Annotated in this window: 19 protein-coding genes; 11 read left to right on the forward strand and 8 right to left on the reverse strand. The window is 40.9% G+C overall.

Annotated features, from left to right (window positions below):
• Positions 1-50: 50 nt before the first annotated feature.
• Together G4Y78_RS14665 and G4Y78_RS14670 are read left to right on the forward strand one after the other, a co-directional pair.
• A complete protein-coding gene (locus tag G4Y78_RS14665) occupies positions 51-2,804 on the forward strand; it encodes a PD-(D/E)XK nuclease family protein (protein ID WP_163833733.1) in 2,754 nt (917 codons plus the stop codon).
• Positions 2,797-6,216, forward strand: coding sequence for a UvrD-helicase domain-containing protein (locus G4Y78_RS14670; RefSeq protein WP_163833734.1), 3,420 nt, complete (start codon positions 2,797-2,799; stop codon positions 6,214-6,216). The genes G4Y78_RS14665 and G4Y78_RS14670 overlap by 8 nt, the downstream gene beginning before the upstream one ends.
• Here G4Y78_RS14670 and G4Y78_RS14675 read toward each other — a convergent pair.
• On the reverse strand, positions 6,213-7,586 hold the full coding sequence (locus G4Y78_RS14675; RefSeq protein WP_163833735.1) for a DegQ family serine endoprotease: 1,374 nt from the start codon (positions 7,584-7,586) through the stop codon (positions 6,213-6,215). The genes G4Y78_RS14670 and G4Y78_RS14675 overlap by 4 nt on opposite strands.
• Positions 7,587-7,972: 386 nt before the next feature.
• On the opposite strand from G4Y78_RS14675, the gene G4Y78_RS14680 reads away from it, so the two are divergent.
• Positions 7,973-9,052, forward strand: coding sequence for a 3-deoxy-7-phosphoheptulonate synthase (locus G4Y78_RS14680; protein WP_163833736.1), 1,080 nt, complete (start codon positions 7,973-7,975; stop codon positions 9,050-9,052).
• Between the two features lie 47 nt (positions 9,053-9,099).
• Here the strand turns inward: G4Y78_RS14680 and G4Y78_RS14685 are convergent, their stop codons facing one another.
• Entirely contained in the window at positions 9,100-9,411 is a 312-nt protein-coding gene (locus G4Y78_RS14685) for a hypothetical protein (RefSeq protein ID WP_163833737.1), read from the reverse strand.
• A gap of 114 nt (positions 9,412-9,525) precedes the next feature.
• Between G4Y78_RS14685 and greB the strand changes: the two genes are divergently transcribed.
• Together greB and G4Y78_RS14695 are read left to right on the forward strand one after the other, a co-directional pair.
• Positions 9,526-10,032, forward strand: a complete 507-nt coding sequence (gene greB, locus G4Y78_RS14690) for a transcription elongation factor GreB (protein ID WP_163833738.1) — start codon at positions 9,526-9,528, stop codon at positions 10,030-10,032.
• A 104-nt stretch (positions 10,033-10,136) separates the two neighbouring features.
• A complete protein-coding gene (locus G4Y78_RS14695; RefSeq protein ID WP_163833739.1) occupies positions 10,137-10,415 on the forward strand; it encodes a hypothetical protein in 279 nt (92 codons plus the stop codon).
• A 70-nt stretch (positions 10,416-10,485) separates the two neighbouring features.
• On the opposite strand, the gene G4Y78_RS14700 is transcribed toward G4Y78_RS14695, so the two are convergent.
• Genes G4Y78_RS14700 through G4Y78_RS14720 form a run of 5 tightly spaced genes read right to left on the reverse strand, consistent with a single transcriptional unit; the run spans position 10,486 to position 15,407 of the window.
• A complete protein-coding gene (locus G4Y78_RS14700; protein WP_163833740.1) occupies positions 10,486-11,103 on the reverse strand; it encodes a TorD/DmsD family molecular chaperone in 618 nt (205 codons plus the stop codon).
• Positions 11,076-11,459 carry a hypothetical protein gene (locus tag G4Y78_RS14705; protein ID WP_163833741.1) on the reverse strand — a complete coding sequence of 128 codons (384 nt, stop codon included), beginning with the start codon at positions 11,457-11,459 and terminating at the stop codon, positions 11,076-11,078. Before G4Y78_RS14705 ends, G4Y78_RS14700 begins: the two co-directional genes overlap by 28 nt.
• The gene (locus G4Y78_RS14710; protein WP_163833742.1) at positions 11,459-12,148 is read right to left on the reverse strand and encodes a 4Fe-4S dicluster domain-containing protein; all 690 of its coding nucleotides are present in this window, start codon (positions 12,146-12,148) and stop codon (positions 11,459-11,461) included. The genes G4Y78_RS14705 and G4Y78_RS14710 overlap by 1 nt, the downstream gene beginning before the upstream one ends.
• A 24-nt stretch (positions 12,149-12,172) precedes the next feature.
• The gene (locus G4Y78_RS14715; RefSeq protein WP_222937709.1) at positions 12,173-14,770 is read right to left on the reverse strand and encodes a molybdopterin-containing oxidoreductase family protein; all 2,598 of its coding nucleotides are present in this window, start codon (positions 14,768-14,770) and stop codon (positions 12,173-12,175) included.
• A gap of 52 nt (positions 14,771-14,822) precedes the next feature.
• Positions 14,823-15,407, reverse strand: coding sequence for a NapC/NirT family cytochrome c (locus G4Y78_RS14720; RefSeq protein WP_163833743.1), 585 nt, complete (start codon positions 15,405-15,407; stop codon positions 14,823-14,825).
• A 207-nt stretch (positions 15,408-15,614) separates the two neighbouring features.
• Between G4Y78_RS14720 and G4Y78_RS14725 the strand changes: the two genes are divergently transcribed.
• The 4 genes from G4Y78_RS14725 (at position 15,615) to G4Y78_RS14740 (ending at position 23,519) form a co-directional block, all read left to right on the forward strand.
• Complete coding sequence (locus tag G4Y78_RS14725; RefSeq protein WP_230425739.1) at positions 15,615-16,511, forward strand: prenyltransferase; 897 nt, start codon at positions 15,615-15,617, stop codon at positions 16,509-16,511.
• Positions 16,512-17,007: 496 nt separating this feature from the next.
• A complete protein-coding gene (locus G4Y78_RS14730) occupies positions 17,008-19,329 on the forward strand; it encodes an immune inhibitor A domain-containing protein (protein ID WP_163833744.1) in 2,322 nt (773 codons plus the stop codon).
• A gap of 511 nt (positions 19,330-19,840) precedes the next feature.
• Positions 19,841-22,186, forward strand: coding sequence for an immune inhibitor A domain-containing protein (locus tag G4Y78_RS14735; RefSeq protein ID WP_163833745.1), 2,346 nt, complete (start codon positions 19,841-19,843; stop codon positions 22,184-22,186).
• Positions 22,187-22,424: 238 nt separating this feature from the next.
• Entirely contained in the window at positions 22,425-23,519 is a 1,095-nt protein-coding gene (locus G4Y78_RS14740) for an HD domain-containing phosphohydrolase (RefSeq protein WP_163833746.1), read from the forward strand.
• A gap of 48 nt (positions 23,520-23,567) precedes the next feature.
• Here the strand turns inward: G4Y78_RS14740 and G4Y78_RS14745 are convergent, their stop codons facing one another.
• On the reverse strand, positions 23,568-23,873 hold the full coding sequence (locus tag G4Y78_RS14745; protein WP_163833747.1) for a hypothetical protein: 306 nt from the start codon (positions 23,871-23,873) through the stop codon (positions 23,568-23,570).
• 564 nt (positions 23,874-24,437) lie between these two features.
• Between G4Y78_RS14745 and G4Y78_RS14750 the strand changes: the two genes are divergently transcribed.
• Positions 24,438-25,520 carry a lipase secretion chaperone gene (locus tag G4Y78_RS14750; RefSeq protein WP_163833748.1) on the forward strand — a complete coding sequence of 361 codons (1,083 nt, stop codon included), beginning with the start codon at positions 24,438-24,440 and terminating at the stop codon, positions 25,518-25,520.
• A gap of 507 nt (positions 25,521-26,027) precedes the next feature.
• Positions 26,028-26,981: a lipase family alpha/beta hydrolase gene (locus tag G4Y78_RS14755; protein WP_222937710.1), complete on the forward strand. Its 954-nt coding sequence runs from the start codon at positions 26,028-26,030 to the stop codon at positions 26,979-26,981.
• The last annotated feature ends 3 nt before the right edge of the window (positions 26,982-26,984 follow it).

Raw genomic sequence — 26,984 nt, forward strand, 5'->3', positions numbered from 1 at the left:
TGTAGCACTAAGTTACAATAGCCCTAATTTGATTAGCCGACGATTATCCTGTGACCAAAACACTGTTTGATATTTCTGGTTTAGAAGCTGCGCTTAAGCATGGGGAGTTGATTCTTACCCCGAACCGGCGGATGACAGCAAAAATTCAGGCTGCTTATGCCGCACAACAAACAGCTGCTCATCACCAGGCTTGGCCTACTCCTAGGGTAATGGCCATTGAACATTGGCTGCAGAGTTTGTGGCAACGGCTGGCTGATAGCAATTTTCAGCCAGCGGCAGATCATATTGTGTTGTCTGAGTTAAGGGAGCAACTGTTGTGGGAGCAAATCATTCAGCAACAAAGTGGTGATAATTTAGTCAAAACTGCGTCTGCTGCGCAAACTGCCAAGAAGGCATTTGATTTATTATTATTATGGCAGCTGGATTGGCGAGACTCAGCGTTAGCTACCACCTACGACAGCGAATGTTTTCAGCAGTGGCTCAAGCAGTTTTTGGCGACTTGTCAGGTGAAGCATTACTTAACGAAAACTCACACTGCCCACTTTATATTAAAAGCCTGTGAAAAAAACTGGCTGACTCAGTACCCACATATACATCTAGTGGGGTTTGATAACTTGAGCCCCTTGCATCAAGCGATTATTGAGGGGCTGGCAGAGCAAAGTCATCACTATCGACCCAAGGTACTGGAGCCTCAGTGCCAACGAACTCAGTTAGCGCATTTTGAAGAGGAACTTCAGGCAGCCGCTAACTGGGCTCACACTACACTGGCCAATAACGCAGAGGCAATGATTGGTATTGTCGTGCCAGAGTTGCATTTACACCGACAGCAAGTGGAAGCAGCTTTTCAACAAGTATTTGAGCCTCAGGTCAGTTTACCTGAGAGCCCTCGCTATACCCTCCCCTTTAATTTTTCAGCTGGACAGCCTTTAACCCAGCAGCCAATTATTGCTACGGCATTAGCAATGATTGAGCTGAATAAATCGGAAATGGAAGTAGCCCAACTTTGTCAGTGGTTAATCTCACCTTTTCATCACCTGGATAGTTTACACGTAGATTTTCCAGCCCTACTCAGTGAACAAATTATTCGTAGCCAACAATTGACCATTTCTCCTGGACGGCTACGGCAAATGAGCCAGCAGCTGTTTGATAAACAACAACAGTTGCAGTCTGCTGATTTACAGCAGGATTTATTTAATCAGGCTAACTGTCCGTTTACTCAGGCACTACAAACCATAGAGCAACTTAAAATCAAAGCGCAGGCAGGCTACCAAAACCGCCGCCATTACCCTAGCCATTGGGTTAAATTATTTTATCAACAGTGGCAATGTTTAGGTTGGCCTGGAGAACGTCGTTTAGATAGTGTTGAGTACCAACAAGTCAGCCGGTTTTATGAAGAAATCAAAGCCTTTGCTGGGCTGGATGAAATTGTGGGGCAAATACCTTTAACAGAAGCCAGCCGGTTATTACACAAACAATTACAACAAGTGACGTTTCAAGCTCAAACCAAAGATTCGCCGATTCAAATTTTGGGTTCGCTAGAGGGGGCGGGGTTGCGGTTTTCTCACTGTTGGTTAATCGGGTTTGATGACAGTACTTGGCCAGCGATTCCCAAGCCAAACCCTTTTATTCCTATTGATATTCAAGTGGCGCAAATGATGCCTCATGCCTCAGTTGAACGAGAATTGGCATTTACCAAGGAAATTATTGATACCTACAAACATAATGCTGAGCATATTGTTTTCAGTTATGCCCGATTGAATGGGGATAAAGAACAACAATTGTGTCCTTTATTAACAGATCTCCCTGAAGTGGACGCCAGTTGTTGGCTAACCCAGTCGGTACAACAAACAGCTCAGCTGCTGACCTTAACAGCACCACTAGAGTCGTATGTTTTAGATCAAACTAAGCCCGTGGCAGAAAAGGTCATTGCTACGGGAGCTGTTACCATTAAAGGTGGCAGTCAAATTTTGAAAAGTCAGGCCAGCTGCCCTTTTCAATCTTTTGCTAAGCACCGGTTGGGTGCCAGTGCATTACCAACACCATTGATTGGCCTTCCTCCCTGGTCACGCGGCCAGTGTTTACATTATGGTTTGGAAATTATTTGGCGTGAGCTGAAAGACCACTCCACTTTAATCAATAAGACAGATGCAGACTTACAAGCGTTGATTCAACGAGCCACTGTTCAGTCATTAAAACGGTTATTGCCCCAATTTCCCAGTGTAATGTCGATTCGCTATCAACAACTAGAGCAATGGCGAGTCAGTCAGTGGTTAACGGCCTGGTTAGTCATTGAAAAACAACGCCCGCCGTTTCGGGTCGTAGCAATTGAGCAAAGCAAGCGATGTACAATTGCTGGGTTACCCTTAAACTTGCGGGTAGACCGGATTGATCAGCTAGAAGATGGCTCTTATTTACTTATTGACTACAAAATGAATCCCGCTAGTGACAGTGCTTGGGCTTCAGAGCGATTGGATGACCCGCAGCTGCCACTGTATTGTACGGTGGCTAACCGTAAAATAGGTGCCATCAGTTTTGCCAATTTATCACCGAAAAATCGAGGTTTTTGCGGTTTAAGTGAAGCTGATACAGGCATACCTAAGATTATTCCAATTGAACAAAACAAACGGGAACTGCCTTGCCAGTGGGAAGACACTTTAAAGGAATGGCAACAACAATTAGAGCAATTAGCCGTCGCATTTTTACAAGGCGCTAGCCGTATTGATCCCAAATCGGCCAACAGTTGTCGTTATTGTGATTTAGCCAGCTTATGCCGGATTAACCACCAGAGGGAAAATAATGAGTGAGGTAACCCGGCCAGCAGATTGGCAAGCCCGCCAGCAAGCCCTTGACCCTACCCGCTCGTTTGCCGTAACAGCCCCGGCTGGCTCTGGAAAAACTGGATTATTAACCCAACGAGTACTGACGTTATTAACCACGGTTAAGCGGCCAGAAGAAATTCTCTGTATAACCTTTACCCGCAAAGCCGCTGCTGAAATGCACAGTAGGATTTTAAATGCCATTCGTAAAGCTCAAACGGAAAGTGAACCCACCAATGAATACGAACGCCAGACTTGGTTATTAGCTAAAAGGGTTTTAAGGCAGGATCAAAAGTATGATTGGCAATTATTAATCAACCCAAATCGGCTGCGAATTCAAACCATCGACAGTTTATGTGCTTATTTGGTTCGCCATTTTCCATTACAAACCGGTTTTGGTGGTATGCCTGATATTATGGATGATGCCAGTGACGGCTATCAGCAAGCCGTGAGAAAGTTTCTAGGGGTACTACGTCAGTCGTCACCGGAAGCAGAGTTATTGGGCAAACTGTTACTGCACTTGGATAATGACTTAAATAAATTAGCGCTATTGTTAGAGTCTTTACTGAGTCGGCGTGACCAGTGGCTACCTTATGTAGTGGCTGCCGATACCCAACAACTGTTGCAGCATATTGAACAAGGACTGTTGGCAATCATTGAAGACAGTTTAATAGCTGTCACTCAAGCCCTGAATTATCATAGCAGTGAGCTGGCACAATTAGCGGATTTTGCTGGCCAGCAATTAGCCGAAGAAAAATCGGATCACATACTGTGTAGTTGCATTGGATTAACCGGCCTGCCTGATACTACTCCTGAGTCGTTAAATAAATGGCTTGCGCTTACTGAGCTATTGATTACCCAAGATAAAAAAGGCAGTTGGCGTAAAACAATAACGAAAGCGGCTGGTTTTCCTCCCGGTAAAACCAAGGTCGAAAAATCCTATTTTAAAGAAATGAAACAGCGGTTGCTGGGGCTAATTGATGCCCTGGCAACTCAGCCTGGATTAGCCCAACAACTGGCTAATTTGCGTTTATTGCCTCCTGTTCATTACCAACCCAAACAAGGGGAACTATTGATTGCCCTTTGTCAGTTGCTGCCCTTGTTAGTCGCACAACTGATGGTCACTTTTACTGAGCAAGGCAAGGTGGATCATACCGAAATTAACCGGGCAGCACTTGCTGCATTAGGTTCCGAGGACGCCCCTACGGATTTAGCCCTAGTGTTGGATTATCGAATTAACCATATTTTGGTGGATGAATTTCAGGACACCTCTAAGCCTCAGTTAATGTTATTGGAAAAGCTCACTGCTGGCTGGCAAGCCAGTGATGGCCGCAGCTTATTTATTGTGGGTGATGGTATGCAGTCCTGTTACGGGTTTCGGGATGCTAATGTGGGGATTTTTCTAAATGCCAGGCAGCATGGGATTGGCTCAGTACCCCTTACCCCCCTCGCATTAACTGTGAATTTCCGCTCTCAGGCTAACGTGATTAACTGGGTAAATGACACGTTTAAGCAGAGTTTTCCCCAACAGGAAAACATCCCTTTAGGTGCCGTGAGTTATGCCCAATCAATTGCGTTTAATTTGGCACTGGCTGGCCCTGCTGTTGAGTGTATGGGATTTCATGATGAAGTGGGGCGCCAACTGGAAGCAGATAAAGCTGCTGCATTGGTTAGCCAGCATTTAGTTGAGTCAGCTACGGATACCATTGCTATTTTAGTGCGTAGTCGTGGCCATTTATTGGATATTATTACTGCATTGCAAGCGGCAGGCATTAAATGGCAGGCAACGGAAATTGACCCGTTGGCCAGCCGTGCTGTTATTCAGGACTTATTATCCCTTACCAAAGCGCTGCTTAACCCAGCAGATAAATTAGCTTGGCTAGCTACCCTCCGTGCACCTTGGTGTGGTTTAAATAATGATGATTTAGAGATATTAGCTCATACCCAGTCGGCAATAACTGTCTTAAATCGCTTACAAGATGATGCTGTATTGGCGCAACTATCTCCCCATGGTCAGCAACGACTGAAAACTTTAATGCCTATTTTTCATCAGGTTTACAGCCAACGACAACGGAAGCCGTTTTCCCAGGTATTAGCGGGCTGCTGGCAACAAATCGGTGGTGGAGCCTGTATTGATCAAGTACAAGGCCAACAAGAGGCTGCTGTATTTTTTGCTACCTTGCGAGAATATGCCACCCCGTTTGCAGGCATAGACTTAATGGGCTTTGAAACTAAACTACACAAGCTGTATGCCCAGGCCAACCCAGACGCTAACCCACGGGTGCAAATTATGACGATTCATAAAGCCAAAGGGTTAGAGTTTGATGTGGTTATTTTACCTGGCCTGGATAAACAGCCGCGAGCGGATGATAAATCTCTGCTAGTCTGGCAGCAGTTTTTAAGCGCTAATGGTGAAGATCATTTATTACTGAGCCCGGTCCATGCCTATGAAGACCAAAGTGATGCTATTTATGATTTTATTCGCCATCAACAGCAACAAAAAATACGTTTAGAAAATACCCGGCTATTATATGTAGCGGCTACCCGGGCGATAAAAAAATTGTATCTATTATTTAATGGCAAACAACATGAAGCTGCTGGTGAAGTAAAATCGCCGGTGGCTTCATCATTATTAGCAACCATTTGGCCGGCAATAAAAGATCAGGTCAGTTGGCAAACGGCCCCAAAAACTCTTCCCTCACAATCGACAGAGCCAGGTATTAACTTATCGACTGGTTGGCGATTACCCAGTGATCATCAACCACCTGCACAACCCTATGGACAATTATTAAAAGCCTACCGGGGTGAAGAATTTAGTGATGAAGAAAACTTACCGGAAATGGTGTGGGACGAAGTGCCCCGTCATGTAGGAACCGTTGTTCACCGGGCGTTATACCATATTACCTTATTAGGTATTGAGCAGGTTGCCAATCAACCCCAACAGTATTGTCAACAACGTTACAACATTTGGCGTAATCAACTACGACAGTTGGGGATTGCTCAGGATGACTTAACCAGTGCCTGCCATCAGGTAAAAAGTGCGGTAGAAAAAACCTTGGCTGACCCTAAAGCGCAGTGGTTTTTGAATCACCATCATCCAGCCAGTCAATGTGAATATCCGTTAACCCTGCAAATGCGTGATAAAACGATGCATTATGTGGTAGACAGAACTTTTATTGACCCAGATACCAACACTCGTTGGATCATTGATTATAAGACAGTACAGCTTGCTCAAACGACGGTTGAATCGATTGAACAGAAAATTGCAGCTGAAGTACAACAGTATCGTGCTCAATTAAAAGGCTATGTGCAAACCTTCCAAGTGCTGGGTAATGAGCCAATTCGGGCGGCGTTGTACTTTACTGATATCCAACACTTGGAAGAGGTTCACTTCAATTAGCGAATTACTAAATACAATGCTGCACCATTACGATTAATATGGAGCAGTACTGCTGATTGGCTTTTTTGTAATGCCTGGCTAAAGGATTTTAAATCGAATACCCGTTGTTGATTAGCACTGATAATAATATCCCCGGGGCGTAACCCACTATAAGCGGCAGCAGAATTAGGCGCTAATGCGGCAACAACAACTCCTTTGCCTTCAGAGTTATTTTCAAACCGGGCGCCTTCAAGTAATGGGTGAAAGTTGCCAAGGTTAGTCAATAAACTATCAGGACTACCCACAGTTACAGATATTGACTGTTGTTTGCCTGCTCGTAAAATCGTCAGGGTGATTCGATCGCCGACTGTTTTTATACCAATTTGACTGCGTAATTGCCCTGTAGATGAAGTGGTTTCTCCATCTACAGCTAAAATAACATCACCTGATTTTAAGCCCGCTTTTTCTGCCGGTGAGCTTTTAGCCACCTCAGTCACTAGTACACCTTGTTGGCCATTCGCTAAATTAAAAGCTTCACGTAAGCCAAGTGTAATATCCTGAATACCTACGCCTATCTGGCCACGCTTTACTTCTCCATGCTTAAGAATTTGTTCCATACTGGCCTTGGCCATATTCATCGGAATGGCAAAACCGATTCCTACATTACCACCTGCTGGAGCAATAATTGCCGTATTGATTCCAACCAACTCACCTTTTAAGTTAACCAAGGCACCACCAGAATTACCTGGATTAATCGAAGCATCAGTTTGGATGAAATTTTCGTAACCTTCTATGCCAAGTCCTGTACGGCCAAGTGCACTGACAACACCAGTAGTGACGGTTTGCCCTAAGCCAAATGGGTTGCCAATAGCAACTACGAAGTCCCCTACTTCCAAAGCACTGGAATCTGCTAGGGAAACTTCTGTCAGGTTTTTAGCTTCAATTTTGAGTACGGCAATATCCAGGTCTGGGTCAGAGCCTAGCACTTTTGCTTGATAACCTCGCCCATCAATAAGAGCAACTTGCACTTCATCTGCATCTTTAATGACATGATAGTTAGTGAGTACTACACCCTGCTGTGCATTAATAATGACCCCCGAGCCAGCACTTTGTTGCTGTTTTTTGGGGAGCTGTTGCTGATATTGCTGTTGATCAGGGATATTGAAGAAATGCCGGAAAAATGGATCGTTTAGCAGAGGGTTATAACTGTATTGTAACTTAGAGTAAGTAGCGATGTTAACGACTGCCGGATTCACTTGCTTGAGCATTGGGGCTAATGAAGGGTATGGTTTTCCTGATGCATCATAACTTGGAATAGCTGCCAGGCTCAGTTGATGAGTGAACATAGTAAAAAATAAGCAAAATAAAGCAAGCGTCGTCTTTGATCTCATAAGTGGTATCCTGGGTGTTTCTAGAAAGTCAGTTTAGCTAGTGCTGTTTTCAACCCATAGGGTATATTCACAATGCTAGTTTTTGGTGACTGATATTGTTGTTTTCAAGCACAGTGCAATAGATTATTTATATCCTAGCTTCACTAGAAAGGGTTGTTATGAGGTCCAGAAAGAATCCCATCAGCCTGGTCAATGTCATAACTACCTCGCAAATAGGCTGTTTATTAAACTTTTAACAAAATTTTTCACTTAGATTGCTGATTTTCTTGTAGCTTCTCTTACAATAGAAACTGTTGAGGAGTGATAAAGTCAACACACGCAAATCATTATGAAGATCTTGCCACCCGCCTACCATAACGGGTAGTTTGTATTTAGTAGGAATAAAAATGTCTAACATTGTCATTGACAACCTGAATGTAGAGTCTCAAGACCTACTGGTTACCCCTGAAGAGCTCAAGCAAAGTATTGCCCTAAGCGATAAGGCTGCCGAAACAGTTTCCAAAGGCCGTGAAACGATCCAAAATATTCTGGACCATAAGGATCACCGTCTGTTTATTGTGGTGGGGCCTTGCTCTATCCACGATGTAGAAGCGGCTAAAGACTATGCTGCTCGGCTGAAAAAGCTGGCTGAAGCGGTACAAGATACCCTTTATATTGTAATGCGTGTGTATTTTGAAAAACCAAGAACAACAACAGGCTGGAAAGGACTCATTAATGACCCCTATTTAAATGATTCGTTTAAAATCCAAGATGGGTTACGGATTGGTCGGCAACTGTTGTTGGATATTGCTGAGATAGGGCTGCCAACAGCAACCGAAGCACTGGATCCTATTTCTCCTCAATATCTTCAGGATTTGATCAGTTGGTCCGCTATTGGCGCTCGTACAACCGAGTCGCAAACACACCGGGAAATGGCTAGTGGCTTATCCTCCTCTGTTGGCTTTAAAAATGGTACCGATGGTAGTTTAACGGTAGCAATTAATGCATTGCAATCTGTCTCCAGCCCTCACCGTTTTCTGGGGATTAATCGTGAGGGTCAGGTATCAATAATTCATACTAAAGGTAACCCTTACGGCCATGTTGTACTTCGTGGGGGTAATGGCCGACCCAACTATGATTCAGTCAATGTCGCATTATGTGAGCAAGAGTTACTTAGCCATGGTTTGACAGCCAATGTTATGATCGACTGTAGCCATGCCAACTCAAATAAAGACCCTGCTTTACAACCACTGGTACTTGATAATGTAGCGAATCAAATTATTGAAGGTAATCGGTCGATTATTGGCCTAATGGTGGAAAGTAATATTGGCTGGGGTAACCAGAAAATTTCTGATGATATGCAGTATGGCGTATCGGTTACAGATGCCTGCATTGACTGGCCAACTACTGAAAAAATCATTATGGAAATGCGTGACAAACTGAAAGGTGTGTTGGAAAAACGTAAACCATTAGTTCCAGGTGTTTGATTACGCTTATTGACAGTTACCAGATGGGCTTACTTGTCTGGTAACAACTAAAAATCAAATGCTAACTGCTGTGGCTCTTCCATTTCTTGCTGATTAATTTTTCGACTGATCGCTGATTTTGTACGAGGCATATTACTAATTCGGCGGTCTAAAATGGCCTTACAAATTGAGCAGACCTTCCCTAGTTGCGCACCAGTGAGTACATCAATATAACGTGAATGTTGTAATACTTCAGTGCACAGAGTGCGATCCATTGAAGCCTCAATATCATAATTGGCCTCCATCAAGTGTCGCACGTTACTGGTTAAATCCTGCACTATAAAGTAATCAGATAAAATGGATTGTTTATAGCGTTTCACAGTGGCTACTTCGGTCCTGCAAAAAAGGTCTGTAAGATACACTAATTGCGTTTCTTTGGATACACTTTTTTAAAAGCAAATACAACAGATGTGTTTGGCTATAGGATATACATTATGAGTCGTTATCGCCCTCCTCAACCGCCAAGCAACCATTATATTACGCCTGGTGGCCATGCCCAGTTAAAGAAGGAATTGGATTATTTGTGGCGAGTTAAACGTCCACAAGTCACTCAAGCGGTAAGTGATGCTGCTGCATTGGGTGACCGCTCAGAAAATGCTGAATATATTTACGGTAAAAAACAACTACGGGAAATTGATCGCCGAGTACGCTTTTTAAGAAATCGATTGGATAAGTTAGTTGTTGTTGATCAATTACCCAGCAATACCAATAAAGTTTACTTTGGTGCTTGGGTTCAATTAGAAAATGAAAGAGGTGAAAAATTCACCTATCGAATAGTTGGCCCCGATGAGTTTGATTTAAAGCAAGGCTTAATCAGTATGGATGCACCGTTAGCCCGTGCCTTGTTGGGTAAGCAACTGGATGATGAAGTGATAGTCAACACACCCGAAGGTGAACAAATTTATTGGATAATTAATGTTTGGTATCAAGCCCCAGAATAAACTTTTAGTCAGTACGAAACTTGTGTAGTGTTGTTTGGGTCTAATGAAACTTAAGTGAATTGTCGGATATAAAACAAAAAACACAGCAATAAAAAGAGCGAAGTATGAAAACTATTTTAACCAGTATTATCTTAGTCAGTTTAACCGCAACCAGTTATGCAAGTGGACAATCCGCACCTGCAGCAGTTCCTAAAGCAACATCTGCAAGCTCTTCACCCGTTGTAGCTCAAGATGATCGCATAGTCCAAATGTTAAAAAAATCCGGTAAAATATCACCTAATGCCAACAAGGAAGAAATACAACAGGCCGTACGTGAGTACTTAGCAAAAAGAGCTAAATTAAATCAAGCTAGAAAAAACAAACCACCGAAGAAATCCCCGTAGAGTAGTTATGGGGACAGGTTTTATTAGCTGAGTAAAAAACTATTATTTTAGGATATGGGTTAATTACTTTTTAAACCGAACTTATGTGACTTAACAACTGCTTCACTATACGCGCCACCTGTCGATAAAATGGCGTTTGTGCTACCTGTTCTAGCAGATCACAATAGGATGGTATCCAAACTAATATATGCTGTTGTTTAAAGTCCGTTGCTATTTTCAACAACTGATTATATTGCTCTTTATCACTGATAAGCATGCCATATAACATAGCCATAAAACGGAGCTCTGTACCAATATGATCAGGTGGGCAACCCTGATACTGCAAGTTGCCAAAACCAGCTGCTGCATAGGCCGCGGAGACTGAGGTAATAACATCTTCTCTTCGGTAAGGTGAACAATGGAGTGATTCATAAGGAGGGGGCGGACCATAACCTGCCTTTAAACCTGCAAATAACCGAGTATAGTCTATTAATAATGCCTCGTTACTATAACACAAGCCTGACAACTCCCCCATTAATGGCATTGATGCTGTAATGTTTGCTTGCTTAATTTGTTGTTGCAAGTGATTAAGAAAGTTAGACATAGGTTGAATTAAAAAAAAGTTGCTACAAAACCAGTACAGTTTACTGCAGCCCTTATCAACATCGGCTTGGTCTGTGCTTATGGGTTGGTGCTGCCATGATACCATTGCGTTGCAATGCCCCCCTGCTGATGACAACCTAAACAAACACTACGCTCATACTGACCTTTGGCTAAAGCGGGATAGGGTTTATACTTTACCATAATCAAGAAATCGTTTTTGTAGCTATAACCATAGTGACAGCTGCTGCAGTCCATCAGCATTTTATCTGCATGAATAATATGAAATCGTCCAGTTTTTGTGTTTAACGAATATTCTTTCCCTACATCTATTTCACCGCTACGAATTTTTTCCGCAACTACAGCCAAAGGAATATTATCTGATTTTGTTTTTTTATCACCTGCTATGAGTGAAAAAGAACTCAAGCTTACTATCAATAAAAAAAAACTCCATCGCTTTATCATTAAAAATCTCCCCCACTTATTTTGTAGTAGACTTGGGGATTCGTGCCGTATTCTTTTTTCAATTGCGTCGCTTTCTTGGTACCTATCTGACGTGATACTTCGCTGTCAGGATTATCCAGATCACCAAAAAAACGGGCATCAACGGGGCATACTAAATCACAGCTAGGAGTAAAGTGTGGATCTACACCAATTTTATCAATTTGATTGCTGTTTATAGCTTGTTCCAATTTGTGCCAACAAAAGGTACATTTTTCCATCACATTGTTTTTTTTGCGGTGCGTGGGATGACGCTGCTCTTGAGGAATTGTCTCTAAAGGACTCAACTCACCTTCGCCATAAAGCGATGTTATTTCTTTACTAAACTGAGGCACATTGTAGGGGCAGACAGTATCGCAATAACCACAACCTATACATTTGTCATAATCAACTAGTACTACACCATATTCATTTTTGCTAATGGCGTGTACATTAATGGCATCACACACTGTTTTACACGGTGCACCCTCACAATGCATACAACCCATGGTGCCAAATACTTTGCCAACATGAGGATAGGTGCCAATCTCATATTCAATCATTTCATTCCAAGGTGAGCCAGGAGTGTAATGATTTTCCTGATAGCACGCAGCCACACAAGCCTGACACCCCATGCAGCGATCCATATCTATTAGCCGTACAAATTTGGTCATAGAGTTATACCTTTTCGTGTATATCTACACTTTTTTCAAACGACATACCGAGTCATTAAAACTATCCATTCCAGACACTAAATCAGAATGCGATTCTAGTATTGAATTAATCCAAATTCCCTTCCGTGCATAGTCCGGCATGCCCAGGCTTTGCTGACCATAGTGATAAGAAACTGCCAGGGTGTCGGGCCTGATGCCCTGAGTTAATTTAACGCGGCCTTGCACACTGCCTACGCGGGTCTCAATCTGCACTTTATCCTTTTCTTTGAGCTTCAGTTCATGGGCCGTTTGTTGATTAATTAATACAAAGTTCTCATCAGCTTCTGGGCCTAAGGCATTTAATAAGGGGTTCATTGCAGTATTACCAGACTGAGTTCGATTCATCCGCTTGTATGTAATGATATAAAAAGGGTATTTATCCTTATTGCGATGGGGCACAGGCATACTATGTACCTTTAATGGCAGTGGTGATAAGGAAACTTGGTAATCATCCAGATCAATATTTTTTATACCATGTTGCTTAACCGTTTCTTTAATATTAAACAGTGTGCCCAGCATGCTTTCTGCGTAGAACTGCATTTTTGGCTTACCTGCTCCCTTAAATTTAGCTTCTACCCCTTTTAAGTAAGTATCATTTTCGGATAAATGTTTGCCACTAAAGCCATGATCGACGGCATAACTAAACTCCTTACCTTTAGTTTTTTCCAGCCATAACTTTTCTACTACTTCTTTTGCGTTATAATCCCGCCCTATTTTTAGCGGATACTTCTTTAAGCCCCACTTTTTATTAACTTGTTCAATATATTGATCTCGTAGTCCTAAACGACTAGCGAGTTCCCAGATAATGGAAAATCCATCATGGGGTAAATTAAACACATTAATTACTGGTTGACGTATAGCCGTATGTTTGGTGGCCGGAGTATAACGTGTTGGTGATAAATGCCAGGATTCTAGATACGTTAAATCGGGCAGCACAATATCAGCCATCTCAGCTGTTTCTGACATAACAATATCAATCACCACGTTATAGGTTTTTTCCAATGATTTAAATTGTTCCTTACTATCCGTAGTGGAAAATGGCCGATTGGTGGCATAGAAGATTTGCATTTCGGGGGTATAAGGCAAACCGAATTTTTCTGGTTCCAGAATCGTTTTTGCCACCTGCTGAGCAACATTATGTGTGGCATGAGGAAAAAAAATACTTTCCTGTAAATCCACTCGTATAGGTGGATATTCAGCTTCAGCAGGCTCCATATAACTAGGCTTTTTGTGCACACTATGAAGATTAAGGCCACCCACCGCATCAATGCTGCCCAATAGCATTTGTACAATTAAACCCGCACGCCAATTCTGTACACCATATTGTTTAGCCGCAAGACCACGAAAAGTATGAATAGCGACAGGGCGATAACGCAAGGTTTGCCCATTACGCACAACTGTGGCACCAATTTGGGCCTGTTTCGCTATTTCCTCTGTTAACCGTCTAATAGTTGCTTCCGGCACCCCTGCTTCTTCTGCTAAATCCTTATCATTCAGCGTATTTAAACTATCTGCGAATACCTGAAAAGCTGTCGAGTATTCTTGTTGATTGTGAGTAAACCGCCCGGCTAATTCTGGTTTGATTTTACCCGAGCTAAATGCCACTGCCTGTTGCGTTACCTGGTCCCATACCAGTGCTTGACCATTATTATCCCGTAAAAACTCCCCATTGGTATCCACCAAGTTGGGTGCATTGGTGTATTGGGTAAGAAACTCTCTATCAATCCAATTCTCTTGAATTAAAATACGTGCCATGCCCAGTAACAGTAATATATCCTTGCCTGGTCTTACTGGTACCCATTCATTGGCCTTGGCTGCACTATTAGACAAACGGGGTTCAACCACTACCACTTTCATGCCCCGTTCTTTTGCGTCAGTTATAGTATGATCCAGCCAGCGGGCAAACTGTTCACCCTCAAAATAGTTAGCACCAAAATTAAGCAAGTAATTACACTCTTTGATGTCAGGTAAAAACCCGTGATATCCCCAGGTAATTTCATCGGCTACATGACGTGCAGCTTCACAGGACGTCGTTCGATGCACCAGGTTTGGTGTACCAAAAGCAGCTGCAAAAGCTTTGGGGAAGTTATCTCCTATTAAGTATTTACCATGACCGTGTTGCCAAATAAATTTTCGTGGATCATCTTCACGTATGCGTTGAAGTTTTTTGGTAATGGTGTCAAAGGCTTCATCCCAAGAAATTTCTACCCAACTTGGGTCTTGGTCTAAACCTTTTTTAGGATTAGTCCGTTTCAGCGGTGTTTTGATACGGTAGGGGTTATAGGTATTAAAACTACCTGATACCCCTTTTGGGCAAATACCATGATTATAAAACTCAGCTCTTGCTTCATCAGGATAAATATTACGAATAGTATTGTTCTCTAATTTAATATTAATGCCACAGAAATTCACACAATGAGCACAAGTAGACTTAACATAACGAATTACTGACTTTGTAGCGGCTGATGTTCCTGTTTTCATCTTTTCAACTTCTGTGGCAATAACAGACCATGGCACCCCAAAACCAGCAAACAGCGATAATAAACTGCTACTTTTTAAAAACACTCTTCGACTCAGTCTCATAGGAAAACCGTCATATATATTTTTAGATTTTATCTTTAAAACCGTTATTCATTTATAGCTTATTATCTATCTTTACTTGTCTAAGAAAACTTTCTCTTGGCTTCACCTCATCATGCACTAAGTTAAAATGACAACCTATGCAGGTAACACCATTGCGCTCAGCAAGTTTATGTTGACGTTGACCTCGTTCACGAGAAGGCTTAACTGTGACATGACAACTACGACAGGTGTGACTGTCATTCTCCAATAACCAATCTCGCACCCGATAAGCCATTTCTGGCCGTGCCGCATTCCATTGTTCTTCTGATGAAAAGTCATTAATGAGAAGTGACCACAAGTCACGAGAACCATCTGTAATATGTGCCCATGTTGCTGGCAGCAGCCCTTTTGGAATATGACAATCAGCACAACTTGCTTGAACACCTGAACTGGTAGCACGATGACTGGATTGTATAAAGAAGGGTTTATTAGCAACAAAACGCGTCATAGGGTGACAGCTATTGCTACAAAAGTTGTCAGTTGATGTTAATTGATCTACTTTCTCTAAGGCTAGCATAGACATCATACCAACCAACACACCTATTATGGCTGACATAGAAAATACATATTTAAATAAATTTCCCTTCACCCAAGCCATTAAAATAAGCCCCTGTAATTACTGCTAGCTAAACACTCTGTTACACATATGGTTATTGATGAAAAATATGAATGCATTAGTTCTGATTATAGGGTCCCTAAAGTTTAGCGCTTATTAGTTGAATCTGCCCAAGGAATAATTTGCCTTAATAAATAACTATTACTAAAGTTGACCCTGATAATCGTGATTGGGATGATGGGCTCTTTAATGAACCTAAAAGATATTATTGGACCTATAAGGCTGCCCTTTCTTATTTTAACCCCAATCTGTGTTTTTCTAGGTTTTGGTACTGCCGCTTGGCGTATAGGTACAGAAAACATTAATCTTTTCTATTTATTCTTAACACTTATTGGCGCAATATTAGCTCATATTTGTGTTAATACACTTAATGAGTATCATGACTTCAAGAGCGGGCTAGATTTTAAAACTACACGTACTCCCTTTAGTGGAGGCAGTGGCACTTTACCAAATAAGCCAGAGTTAGTTGATCTCACACTGATCATTGCACTCTCAACTCTTGTTCTCACAGTATTAATTGGTTTGTATTTTCTTTACATCAGAGGACTAGCCCTACTACCAATAGGCATAGTCGGCCTTTTGATTGTTTCTACTTACACTCCTTGGCTTACCCGCAAACCATTACTTTGTTTATTTGCACCAGGACTTGGGTTTGGTCCTTTAATGGTTATAGGAACTGATTTCATGCTTACTGGCGAGTATTCTATGACGGCATTTTTCGCTTCGTTAGTACCTTTCTTTCTTGTCAACAACTTACTGCTTATTAACCAATTCCCAGATGCTGAGGTAGATAGTGAGATTGGCAGAAAGCATTTACCTATATGGATTGGAAAGCGTAGAAGCAGCATGGTTTATGCTCTGTTTATAGTATTAACGTTTCTTTCCCTTATTTTGGGTATCAGTTTAGAATATTTACCCAATAGTAGCTTAATAGGCTTGATTACTTTAGCGATTGCAATTCCAGTATTTATTGGTGTTTACCGTCATACTGAGGAAGTGACAAAGCTTATTCCTTATATGAGTATGAATGTTGCTATCAACATTCTGGCGCCTATTCTCATAGCTGTAGCTTTACTGTCAGCCTAAAAGTTGTCCGGGTTCAATGACTATCTTTACCCCAGATGCTGTTCATTACCTTTATGTATGTTTTATAGGCAGTGGGTAGCTTATCCTTGGTTTTCTTATCCATTTGGAATTATTCATAAACAACAATTGGTGTTGATATAGCTGGAAAATCATAAAGTGACATAGATATTCTCATCAAAAAGCTGGCTATCACTGAGTATTGAGCTATCCAACCTATGCCACATTATAGATTTCTAGCTATAGCGTCACTCAAGGGGATTTACGTTTAAACACAGACTATATAGTCACAATTAATAGTTCCTTTTTATTTACTTTTAGCGTCAGCTTATTTAAAACAGCGTGATGACACGCTCAGCTAAGTGCTGTTTATTGTCATGCAATAAAAAAATAATAAAACTGTAGCAATCAACAGGGGTTGTGTGTTGTTCCTTTCCCATTAAAAAGCCCATTGAAGGGTATAAAAATACCAATAATAAAATATAAGTAAGGAGCTTGAATGTTCAGACTGTCGTCTATTTCACTATTAGTGAGTAGTCTACTGGTAGGGGCCACTTGTGCTGCCAGCCCTGCCCTACCACACTCAACTGCCGATTTAGCGATTGCTGATGAAGCAGGTATCACCAAATTGCTTAAACAAACCGGACGCTTAAAACAGGATGCAAGCCCGGCGGAAGCAACAAAAGCAGTTTTAGCTTATTTAAAAGAAACGGAAACGAAAACCCTGCAAATGATCCCTGGTGAATTGGATCGACAAGCATTAAAACGCCGCAAACAACAGTTACAACAAGCTCAACAATTCCAGTATCAACAGACTGGGCAATTACCTACTTATCCAAGACAATTAAACAGCCAACAACAAACCCAGCAATATCAGGGTAAGAAAACTCAAGATAAAGTGCTGGCATTATTAATAGAGTTTCCAGACTATAAACATAATGAAGTAGGCCCTGAGGATACTGAGCGCTATTACCCTGATTATAATATTCCCCATTATACCCGGCTGTTATTTTCTGATTCAGGTTATGCAGGGCCTAATCAGGAGCAATTGATTTCTATGCGTCAATATTATGAGCAGCAATCAGGCAACAGTTATAGTGTTGATGGTCAAGTAGTTGGGTGGTATATGGCCAAACAACCAGCTAAATATTACGGTGAAGGCCGTCCTGATCCTAAAGTGCCAGACTTAGTAAGAGAAGCACTTGCAGCTGCTGCTCAAGATCCAACCATTGATTTATCGCAGTTTGACCAGGAAGATCGCTACGATTATGACAATGATGGTGATTTGCGTGAACCTGATGGGATAATTGATCATTTAATGGTTTTCCATTCCAGCGTAGGACAAGAAAGTGGTGGTGGTGATTTAGGCGAAAATGCCATTTGGTCCCATCGCTCTAATTTACGTCAGGTATATAAAATCCCTGGCTCTAGCATGTCTGCCTATGATTACACTATTCAACCTATCGATGCCGCTGCTGGTGTCTGCGCCCATGAATATGGCCATGATTTAGGGTTACCTGATGAATACGACACTCACCGTGATAGTAAAGGTGAACCGATTGCCTACTGGTCTATTATGTCCAGCGGTAGTCATGGCGGTAAAATAAGGGGAACCGAACCCACTGGTTTCAGTCCTTGGGCTCGTCAATACTTACAGGCTAATCTGGGTGGCAATTGGTTATCCGGCAGCAGTGTTAATATGGATGAACTTAATGGTCAGGGATTAACCTTTTTATTGGATCAAGCTAATGAAAAAGCCGAATACTTGGATGTAGTAAGAGTGAATTTACCACCAGAAAAAGTCGTGGTTAACCAACCTTATCAAGGGGAAAAAGAATACTTCAGTGGTCGTGGTGATGAATTAAATCAATTAATGAGTATTGAGCTGGATTTAACCACTGCCGAAGCACCTGTCTTGGAGTTTAAAGCTTGGTACCAAATTGAGCAGGATTATGATTACGCCAGAATTTTGGTTAACGGCACCCCTATTCCGGGTAATTTAACCACCCATGAAGATCCTCATGAAATTGGCCATGGCTGGGGTATTACTGGTAAATCTGATGGTTGGGTAGATGTAAATTTTGATTTATCTAAGTTCAGAGGCCATAAAATAACCTTGAGCTTTAATTACCTGACAGATGTTGGTACTTCAGAAGCTGGTTTTTATGTGGACGATATTACCATCATTGATAATGACCAACTGTTACTGGAAGACAATGCTGAAGGTGAAAGTGCCTTTACTTTGCAAGGCTTTACAGTAGACCCAGGTTATTTCATGGCAGATCAATACTATTTATTAGAATGGCGTAATCATCAAGGTGTAGATCAAGGTTTAAAGCATATTAGTTTTAACAATAAGTTAATGACCTATGATCCAGGCTTAGTGATCTGGTTTGCCAATGATAAATACACTGATAATTGGGTGGGCGTACATCCTGGAGAGGGCTTTTTAGGTGTAGTTGATGCTGACCAGTCAGTATTGCGCTGGGAAAAAGAATCTGAAGCCAAAGTGGCCTCTACTCGTTTTCAAATGAGAGATGCAGCCCTTAGTTTAACTTGGCAACAGTCTCCGCTTAACCTTGCATCAACGGATGGTTATACTTTATCTGATAATCAACTCTATAACACAGCAACTTTCTTTGATTTATTTGATTATATGAGTGAAGAAATACCTGACGCCGGCCGTATTTTACCGAAATATGGATTATTAGTTGAAGTGGTTGATCAAGCAGAAGATATGAGTGCAGCTGCTATCAGGGTGAGTTATGGATTAGATGATAATACTGTCCAGCAAAATCAGCAAGAGGCTCAACAACAGTAGTCACGCTAAGCAATACTAAAAAAAAACAATAATATAAAGCAGCCTAAAAAGCTGCTTTATTTTTTTCTAAATTTTAAATTTCTTAAATAAATATCCGACCAAATAGTCATAATAGCTGGCTTTTTAAGCAATTTATAAATAAAGCCATATTTTTTGTAAGATAATTTACTACTTTGGGTTAATTGACTAAGACGGTATTTCATTAAATTGAGTGCATCCTTACCTTTAGAGCAATCAATATAAATATACTGAAATAATTAGTTACAATTGCCCGACAAAAGTTACCTATTGTGAATTTATGTTACTTTTTTCTTGAGTTTTATTGCTTTATTTTGTTATAACCTAACAGGTCGGTCAAAGCGACTGTTTAAACTGTGGTATAGCCAACAGTAAAGGGTATAGCACCATAAAAAATATTAATAAATGGGTTTATTCCCAGTTCCCTGCTGTATACCACACGTAGTTTCTACCCTACCGATATACAATAAAAAACACATTAGGAGGTTTTAACGTGTCTTATAAGCGAGTATTTGCCGCTTCGGCGGTAGGCACGCTACTGGCTAGCTCGTTGAGTTTTGCCGCGCCCTTTGATAATGGTCAACCATTTGATATACCCCTGGCTAATGAAGAAAAACTCATTAGCATGTTAAAAAAATCAGGTAAAATTGACCAAGCAGCCACCAACAAAGAAGCCAAGGTGCTTTTAAAAAACTACCTGCAACAACGCCAGGCTCAACACACTGGTCAGTCAGGCGAGTTAGCCCAACAAGCAGCACAATTGCAACAGCAGCAAAAATATCAACTCCAGGTTTTTGACTTTAAGGATTTTCACCAGCACTTCCCTACCAAGCAATTAAACTCAGTTCAACTTGAACAATATAAAGGGGGGACCCGCACGGATAAAGTCTTAGCAATTTTAGTGGAGTTTCCTGACTATAAGCATAATGCCGTGGGTCCAGAAGATACAGATATGTATTATGAAGATTATACGGGCGGACATTACCAACAATTATTATTTTCAGGTGCTGGTTATAGTGGACCCAATGGCGAAAATTTAATTTCCATGCGCCAGTTTTATGAGCAGCAGTCAGGCGGCAGTTACAGTGTACGAGGGAAAGTCGCTGGCTGGTATATGGCTAAAGAGTCTGCCCGTTACTATGGGGATAATGAAAATGAGCCATTAGTGCGTGAGCTGGTAAGGGAAGCCCTTGAGGCCGCTGCAAAAGACCCTAATATTGATCTTAGCGAATATGATCAGGAAGACCGCTATGACTACGATAATGATGGTAATTATCGGGAGCCCGATGGGGTCGTGGATCATTTAATGATTTTCCATTCCAGTGTTGGTGAAGAAGCTGGTGGTGGTGATTTAGGTGAAGATGCTATTTGGTCACACCGCTGGAATCTAGGTCAGATTTTTAAAATTCCTGGTACTTCCAGTGAAGTGGATCGTTTTGAAGGGATGATGGCTGCTTATGATTATACTATTCAGCCCATCGATGCTGCTGCTGGTGTCTGTGCCCATGAATATGGCCATGATTTAGGTCTGCCTGATGAATACGACACTCAGTATACTGGTAAAGGGGAGCCTGTCTCCTATTGGTCAATTATGTCCAGTGGTAGCTGGGCGGGAATTATTCCTGGTACCGAGCCAACTGGTTTTAGCGCTTGGGCAAAGCAGTTTTTACAAGCTAATATGCCGATGAGTAACTGGCTCCATGGTAAAAGTGTTGACTTGGATGATATTTCTATTTGGGGTAACGCTTATTACTTAGATCAGGCTAATGATAAAGGTACCAATAATGATGTGGTGCGAATTAATCTGCCACAGAAACAAATTCAGGTGAATAAACCGGCTGAAGGTCAATATGAATACCATGGTGGTAAAGGAGATGATCTGAATAACTTAATGACGGTGAAATTGGATTTAACTAAAACCAAAGCACCTGTCTTGTTATTTAAAGCTTGGTATCAAATTGAAGAGGATTACGACTATGGTCGGGTGCTGGTTAATGGTAAACCAATTCCAGGTAATCTAACCACGTTTGAAGATCCCAATGAAATAGGCCATGGACATGGTATTACTGGGCATTCTGAAGGCTGGGCAAATGCTAAGTTTGATTTACGGGAATTTGCCGGTCAAACTATTACCCTAAGTTTTAACTATCTAACAGATAGTGGTACCTCTGAAGCCGGTTTTTATGTTGACCAGATTGAAGTCAAAGATGGTGGTAGACTATTGTTCAGTGATGCTGCTGAAGGTGATGTACCCTTTGAATTAGCTGGTTTTACGGTTGATCCTGGTTATTTCATGGCTGATCACTACTACTTATTAGAGTGGCGTAACCATGCAGGTGTTGATGTAGGATTAAAGCATATTAACCGCAAAGATAACCTGATGGTATTTGATCCTGGTTTGGTCATTTGGTATGTCGATAACAGTTACACTAATAACTGGGTAGGTATTCATCCTGGTGAAGGTTTCTTAGGTGTGGTTGACTCAGACCAATCTCCTGTACGTTGGGATGATAATGAAGTGGCTGAAACTCGCTATCAAGTTCGCGATGCGGCTTTCAGTATGAATTGGTATCAAACCCCATTAAAAGTTGAAATTGACGATCGAGTACTTACAGATAGTCAGTTATTTAATGTCAGTACTTTTTTTGATTTATTTGACTATGTTCATGATGACATTCCTGATGCAGGCCGTAAGCTACCAAAAAATGGCTTATTAATTGAGGTAAATGGTCAAAGTGAAGATATGACTGTAGGTCGTGTGTTAGTTTCTACTCCATTTAAAGGGGCTAGGCGAGACCCTTTCCAGTGGTTAGGAAAAGGCTGGATGGAACAGTTCTAACCTAACATTCACCAAAAATGTAATTAAAAAAACCACCTACGGGTGGTTTTTTATGGAGAAAGGAAATTAAATAGCAACATTTTATAAAAAATGACAAAAATGCACTGTTTTAATATTGACCGCTTTGTTGCACAGGACGGTTTAGCTAACTACAGTTAAGCTAGTCCCACTCAGTTTGGGCAATTAAATTTACTGTAATCAGCAATAACAGCCACAATTGTCAATAGTTACAATCACCATGAGCAGCTTTACTTGTGATAGTTTTACCTCACTTGACCAAGAAGTTATTGATGACTTCTATACCTGCTTTCATGAAACCTTAGAAGAAATAGAAGCCTGTTGTGGTCGGCTGGATTCAGATAATGATCCTTCTGATATACACGATTTATTCCGATCAATGCACTCGTTGAAAGGAAATTGCCGGATGGTGTTTTTAGACCCTCTGGTGGATGCCTGTCATAAATTGGAAGAAATCGTTTCAGATATTCGCGATGATCTATATCCCTATGAACCCCTGTTTGGGGAGTTTATATTAGTTATCGTCGGTAAAATTGAGCTACTTATTCAACAATTATTAAACCAGGGAGAAGCAGATCAAGAACTGCTGGATGATGTTGAAGACTACATTATTCAAGTCAAAGAAGCGGATAATAGCCAACGAATCGCGGCAGTTAATGAAATTCTGAATAAGTTAGCAGGGGCAGAAGCCAAGGAGGAAGCAGAAGCTGCCGGAGCCCCTGAAACGGCGCCCCAACCGGCTAAACTCAGTGACCTGGATTTTTTCTATGGTTTAGCCTTAAAGCTTGACTCGTTAAAATTATACAACCGTGAGCGGGTTGCAGAAGTTGTTAAACTTTGTCAGCAAATTAATGATGAATTGAATAATCCCGTCGATAACCAGCAACTAGCCGCAGCAGTTTATTTACATGATTTAGGAATGGCATTTATCCCTAAATATATTCTTGATAAACAAGGTTCGCTAACCAAAGTGGAGCAAGCACAGTTTTATGATCATACCCGCATTGGCGCTGAAATACTGAGCCGTATTCCTAACTGGGAAGAGGCAGGTAAAATGATTGAACAACATCATTGCCGCTATGATGGAACAGGCCATCCTGTAGGTATTAAAGGCGAAGATATCAATCCTGGTGCTCGCATTCTATTTGTTGTTGATACCTACGAGGATGTGATTAATGAACACCGTGATGATAAAAGCTTTCGGCGTACTCTATTAAGAGCGGTCACTGAAATTAACAGTAATAGTGGCACCTTTTTTGACCCTAAAGTCGTTGAGGCTTTTAACCTGGTGGTTAGACAGCGCTATGTTGCTTGAAAACTACAGTGACCCCTTTTATTCTAATGTTTACTTTCAATACTATCACTAACTTAGCTCTGGTGTAACAGTCTGTTCTTGTTGAGAACTCTGGTCACCAAATAACCATGCCAAAAAGACAATTAAGAAATCCAACCCTGCTGTTAGCAACATTCCAACAATACTTTGGATAGAGTCGTACTTTTCAGCATAAATATAAAGTCCAACATTAGCAATACCAAACAATAGCCAGGTGGTTTTACTGACCCCTTCTCCACTGCGGTTTTTCAGCACGACCCAAAGTTGCAAAAAAGTGGCTATAGGAAAAACAATCGCAGGTAACCATCCAGCAACTTCTAAAATAAATGATGGCATTATTAACCTCTACTACTGACAAAAAGCTGGTACAACAGCGTTGTTATACTCTTCGACGTATTCAACTGGTGCCATTATATAACAGACAATACAAAATTTGTCCATATGGTCAATAATTTTTTGTAACCAAATAGTGGCTTATGTGAAAGACTGGCAGTATTTTTACACCTAAAAATCAAACCAGATAGGTAGGTATACGATTGAATACCAACCAGTAAGCTCTCACCTTGCTGGAGTAGGTTTTCACTAGCAGTGGAAAAAATATAGCTAATTATTTGAATATTATTGTTGATACGCGTTGAGAATGATTTAAAGTGTTTTTGTCGTATTTTATGCTATTAATTTTTAATTATTTTTTTAAGCTAAAGCATGAATGCCTCGTATTGTTTTTGTAATATTCATTTACTTCTATAATGGATAAAACCAGGAAAAATAAGCAATCAGATTTCAAACAACTGTTTTATTTTTACCTAAAAACGATATCGAGAATGGATATAGTTGTTTATACAACGTGGAATGTATAAACTACGTCCATTAACAAACATAATACAATAATAATAACCAATGAAAAAATTCAGCGATTTAAAGAGCTATTATGGTTGGGGGGGGGTGATCGTAGTGGCTACCCTGCTTTTCTGGCAAGATGTGCAGCAGCTACTGCCTTCATCTGCCCAACAAGTCGTTAAAAAAGCTAAGACCTCCCCTTCAGGTACCATTGCTGATAACAATAAACCCTCTTTAAAACCCAATCAATCAAACCATTTCAGTCGACTAACATCCCCTACTGTTGAACTTGAATTGCCACACTCGCTTAAACACACAACTGTTGATGGCCATTTTCCAGTGGATGAAAATGGTCACCTAATCCCATCTCAAGCAATTAAAGAACGATTTGATTATTTCTTATCAATTATTGGTGAAGAAAGTCTTGACCAAGTAATTGCCAGGATCACTGCTAATATAAACCAGCAGCTAACACCACCGGCTCGAGAGGAAGCACATCAGTTACTGACTCGTTATTTGGATTATAAAATCGCTTTAACTGATTATGAGCAGTTATTGGCTGACAACTTGTTGGGGCAACAACAAAGGCCCTTATTGCAGTTATTTGAACAATACCAAGAAGCCCTCAATTCGTTAAGGCTGCAATATTTTTCTTCTATGATAGTTGAGGCATTTTTTGGTTTTGATCAGCAATACAGTGACTGGGTCAGGCAACGGCTTGCTATAAGCAGTGATACAAGCCTGTCTGAGCCAGAAAAAGCTGCAGCGATGGAACATTTTTTACCAGTAGATTTGCAGGAAGTTTTCGCGCCTAACAAGCAAGAGGTTGAGGTAAAGTCAATAGTTGACCAATTAAACCAGCAAGGTGCAACATCTGACATAATTTATAGCGCAAGAGCTGAAATTGTTGGTGAAGCGGCAGCCTCTCGGTTAGCTCAACTGGACCAGGCTAAAGCCCAGTGGCAACAACGATTACAGCAATTTCGACAAGCTTATCAAAGCCTAGCAGCTCAACAGCTCCCTCAAGCTGAATTGCAATTGGCTGTTAGCGCTCTGTTAAATCAACAGTTTACTGATCAAGAACAGCTAAGAGTGAAAGTGCTGGCACAATTACCGGATACATTTTTTACCAGCCCTGAATAGTTATACGCTTTATTTTTCTTGGTTTTAGGATCTTAAAAAAATAATTACAAATAAATTTCAGTACTCATAAAAACCATGAAAACCTAGATTGGGTTAGGAGAATAGCTAATCCCAAAGTATTAAAAATACCACTAGTCAACTGTATTATTATGGACTAGTATCACGTTGATATTTAAACACTAACATTAGCCCATTATTAAAATGGTATATTTTTAGTAATGAGCAAAAATATATAATAATAACTATGAACAATACCAATACTCACTGCTGCTTTCCTCACCTTTATTATTTTGTTTCCTGCTTGTTCCGGTGCACTATCTACCATTATCCAATTGGCTAGATACGTTGAACTATAGTTTTTAACTGTTTTTAGTAAAACTATTGTCAGATATTAAGTACTTAATGCCTGGCATACTACCTATGTAAGAAAAAACAGTTTTACTCTATCTTCATGCAAGCATCTTTTTTATTGAAAAACATGCTTTTTTAAAATAATAAGGGATGATAATGATGAAAAAAATTATTTCACTACTGAGTTGTGCTGTTATTATTTCACTCGCCCCCGCTAGCAGTGTCATGGCAAAAAAAAACTCTGGTTATACTGAAACTCGCTACCCCATTGTATTAGTCCATGGCATGTTAGGATTTGATAAAACTTTGGGAATTGATTATTGGTACGGTATAGCAGAAGCATTACGTAAAGATGGTGCCCGAGTACATATCGCTAAACTGACGGCTTTGGATAGCAACGAAGCAAGAGGTGAACAATTAATTGAGCAGCTTGAATATTGGCGAGCTTTATACAATGAACAAGGGTTTAATTTAATTGCCCACTCTCAAGGTGGGCCTACCAGTCGTTATGCTATGTATCACCTAAACTACAATAGTAAAAAGCCTCTGGTTAAGTCTCTCACCACTGTTGGTTCTCCTCATAAAGGCAGCTCTGTTCCTGACGTAATGTTGAATAAACCTGTTGGTGAAACTGCTCATAAGGTTTTTACCAGCGTTATGAATGGTTTGGCAAGCTTGATTGATAAGTTTTCTAACAATCCAGAAAAACATATTCAAAGTTTTACCCATAGTATCAGTGCTTCCAGCACTCCTAAAATGCAGCTGTTTAATCAGTATTATCCGGCTGGTATTCCCACATCAGCATGTGGTGAGGGACAGTATACAGAGAATGGGGTTCGTTTTTATTCCTGGTCAGGCACACAGGTCACTACCAATGTGTTAGATCCAACTGACTGGGGTTTAGGACTATTGGCAAAAGCCTTTAAAGACAAAAATGATGGATTAGTCAGTCGCTGTAGCTCCCATTTTGGGCAAGTGATTCGAGATAATTATCGAATGAACCATGTTGATCAGATCAACCATTTATTTGGTTTACATCATTTGTTAGAAACTGACCCAGTAACGATATATCGTCAACATGCTAATCGTTTACAACGGGCAGGGCTCTAGTTG

The organism is Spartinivicinus ruber (genome assembly GCF_011009015.1).
Lineage (GTDB): Bacteria > Pseudomonadota > Gammaproteobacteria > Pseudomonadales > Zooshikellaceae > Spartinivicinus > Spartinivicinus ruber.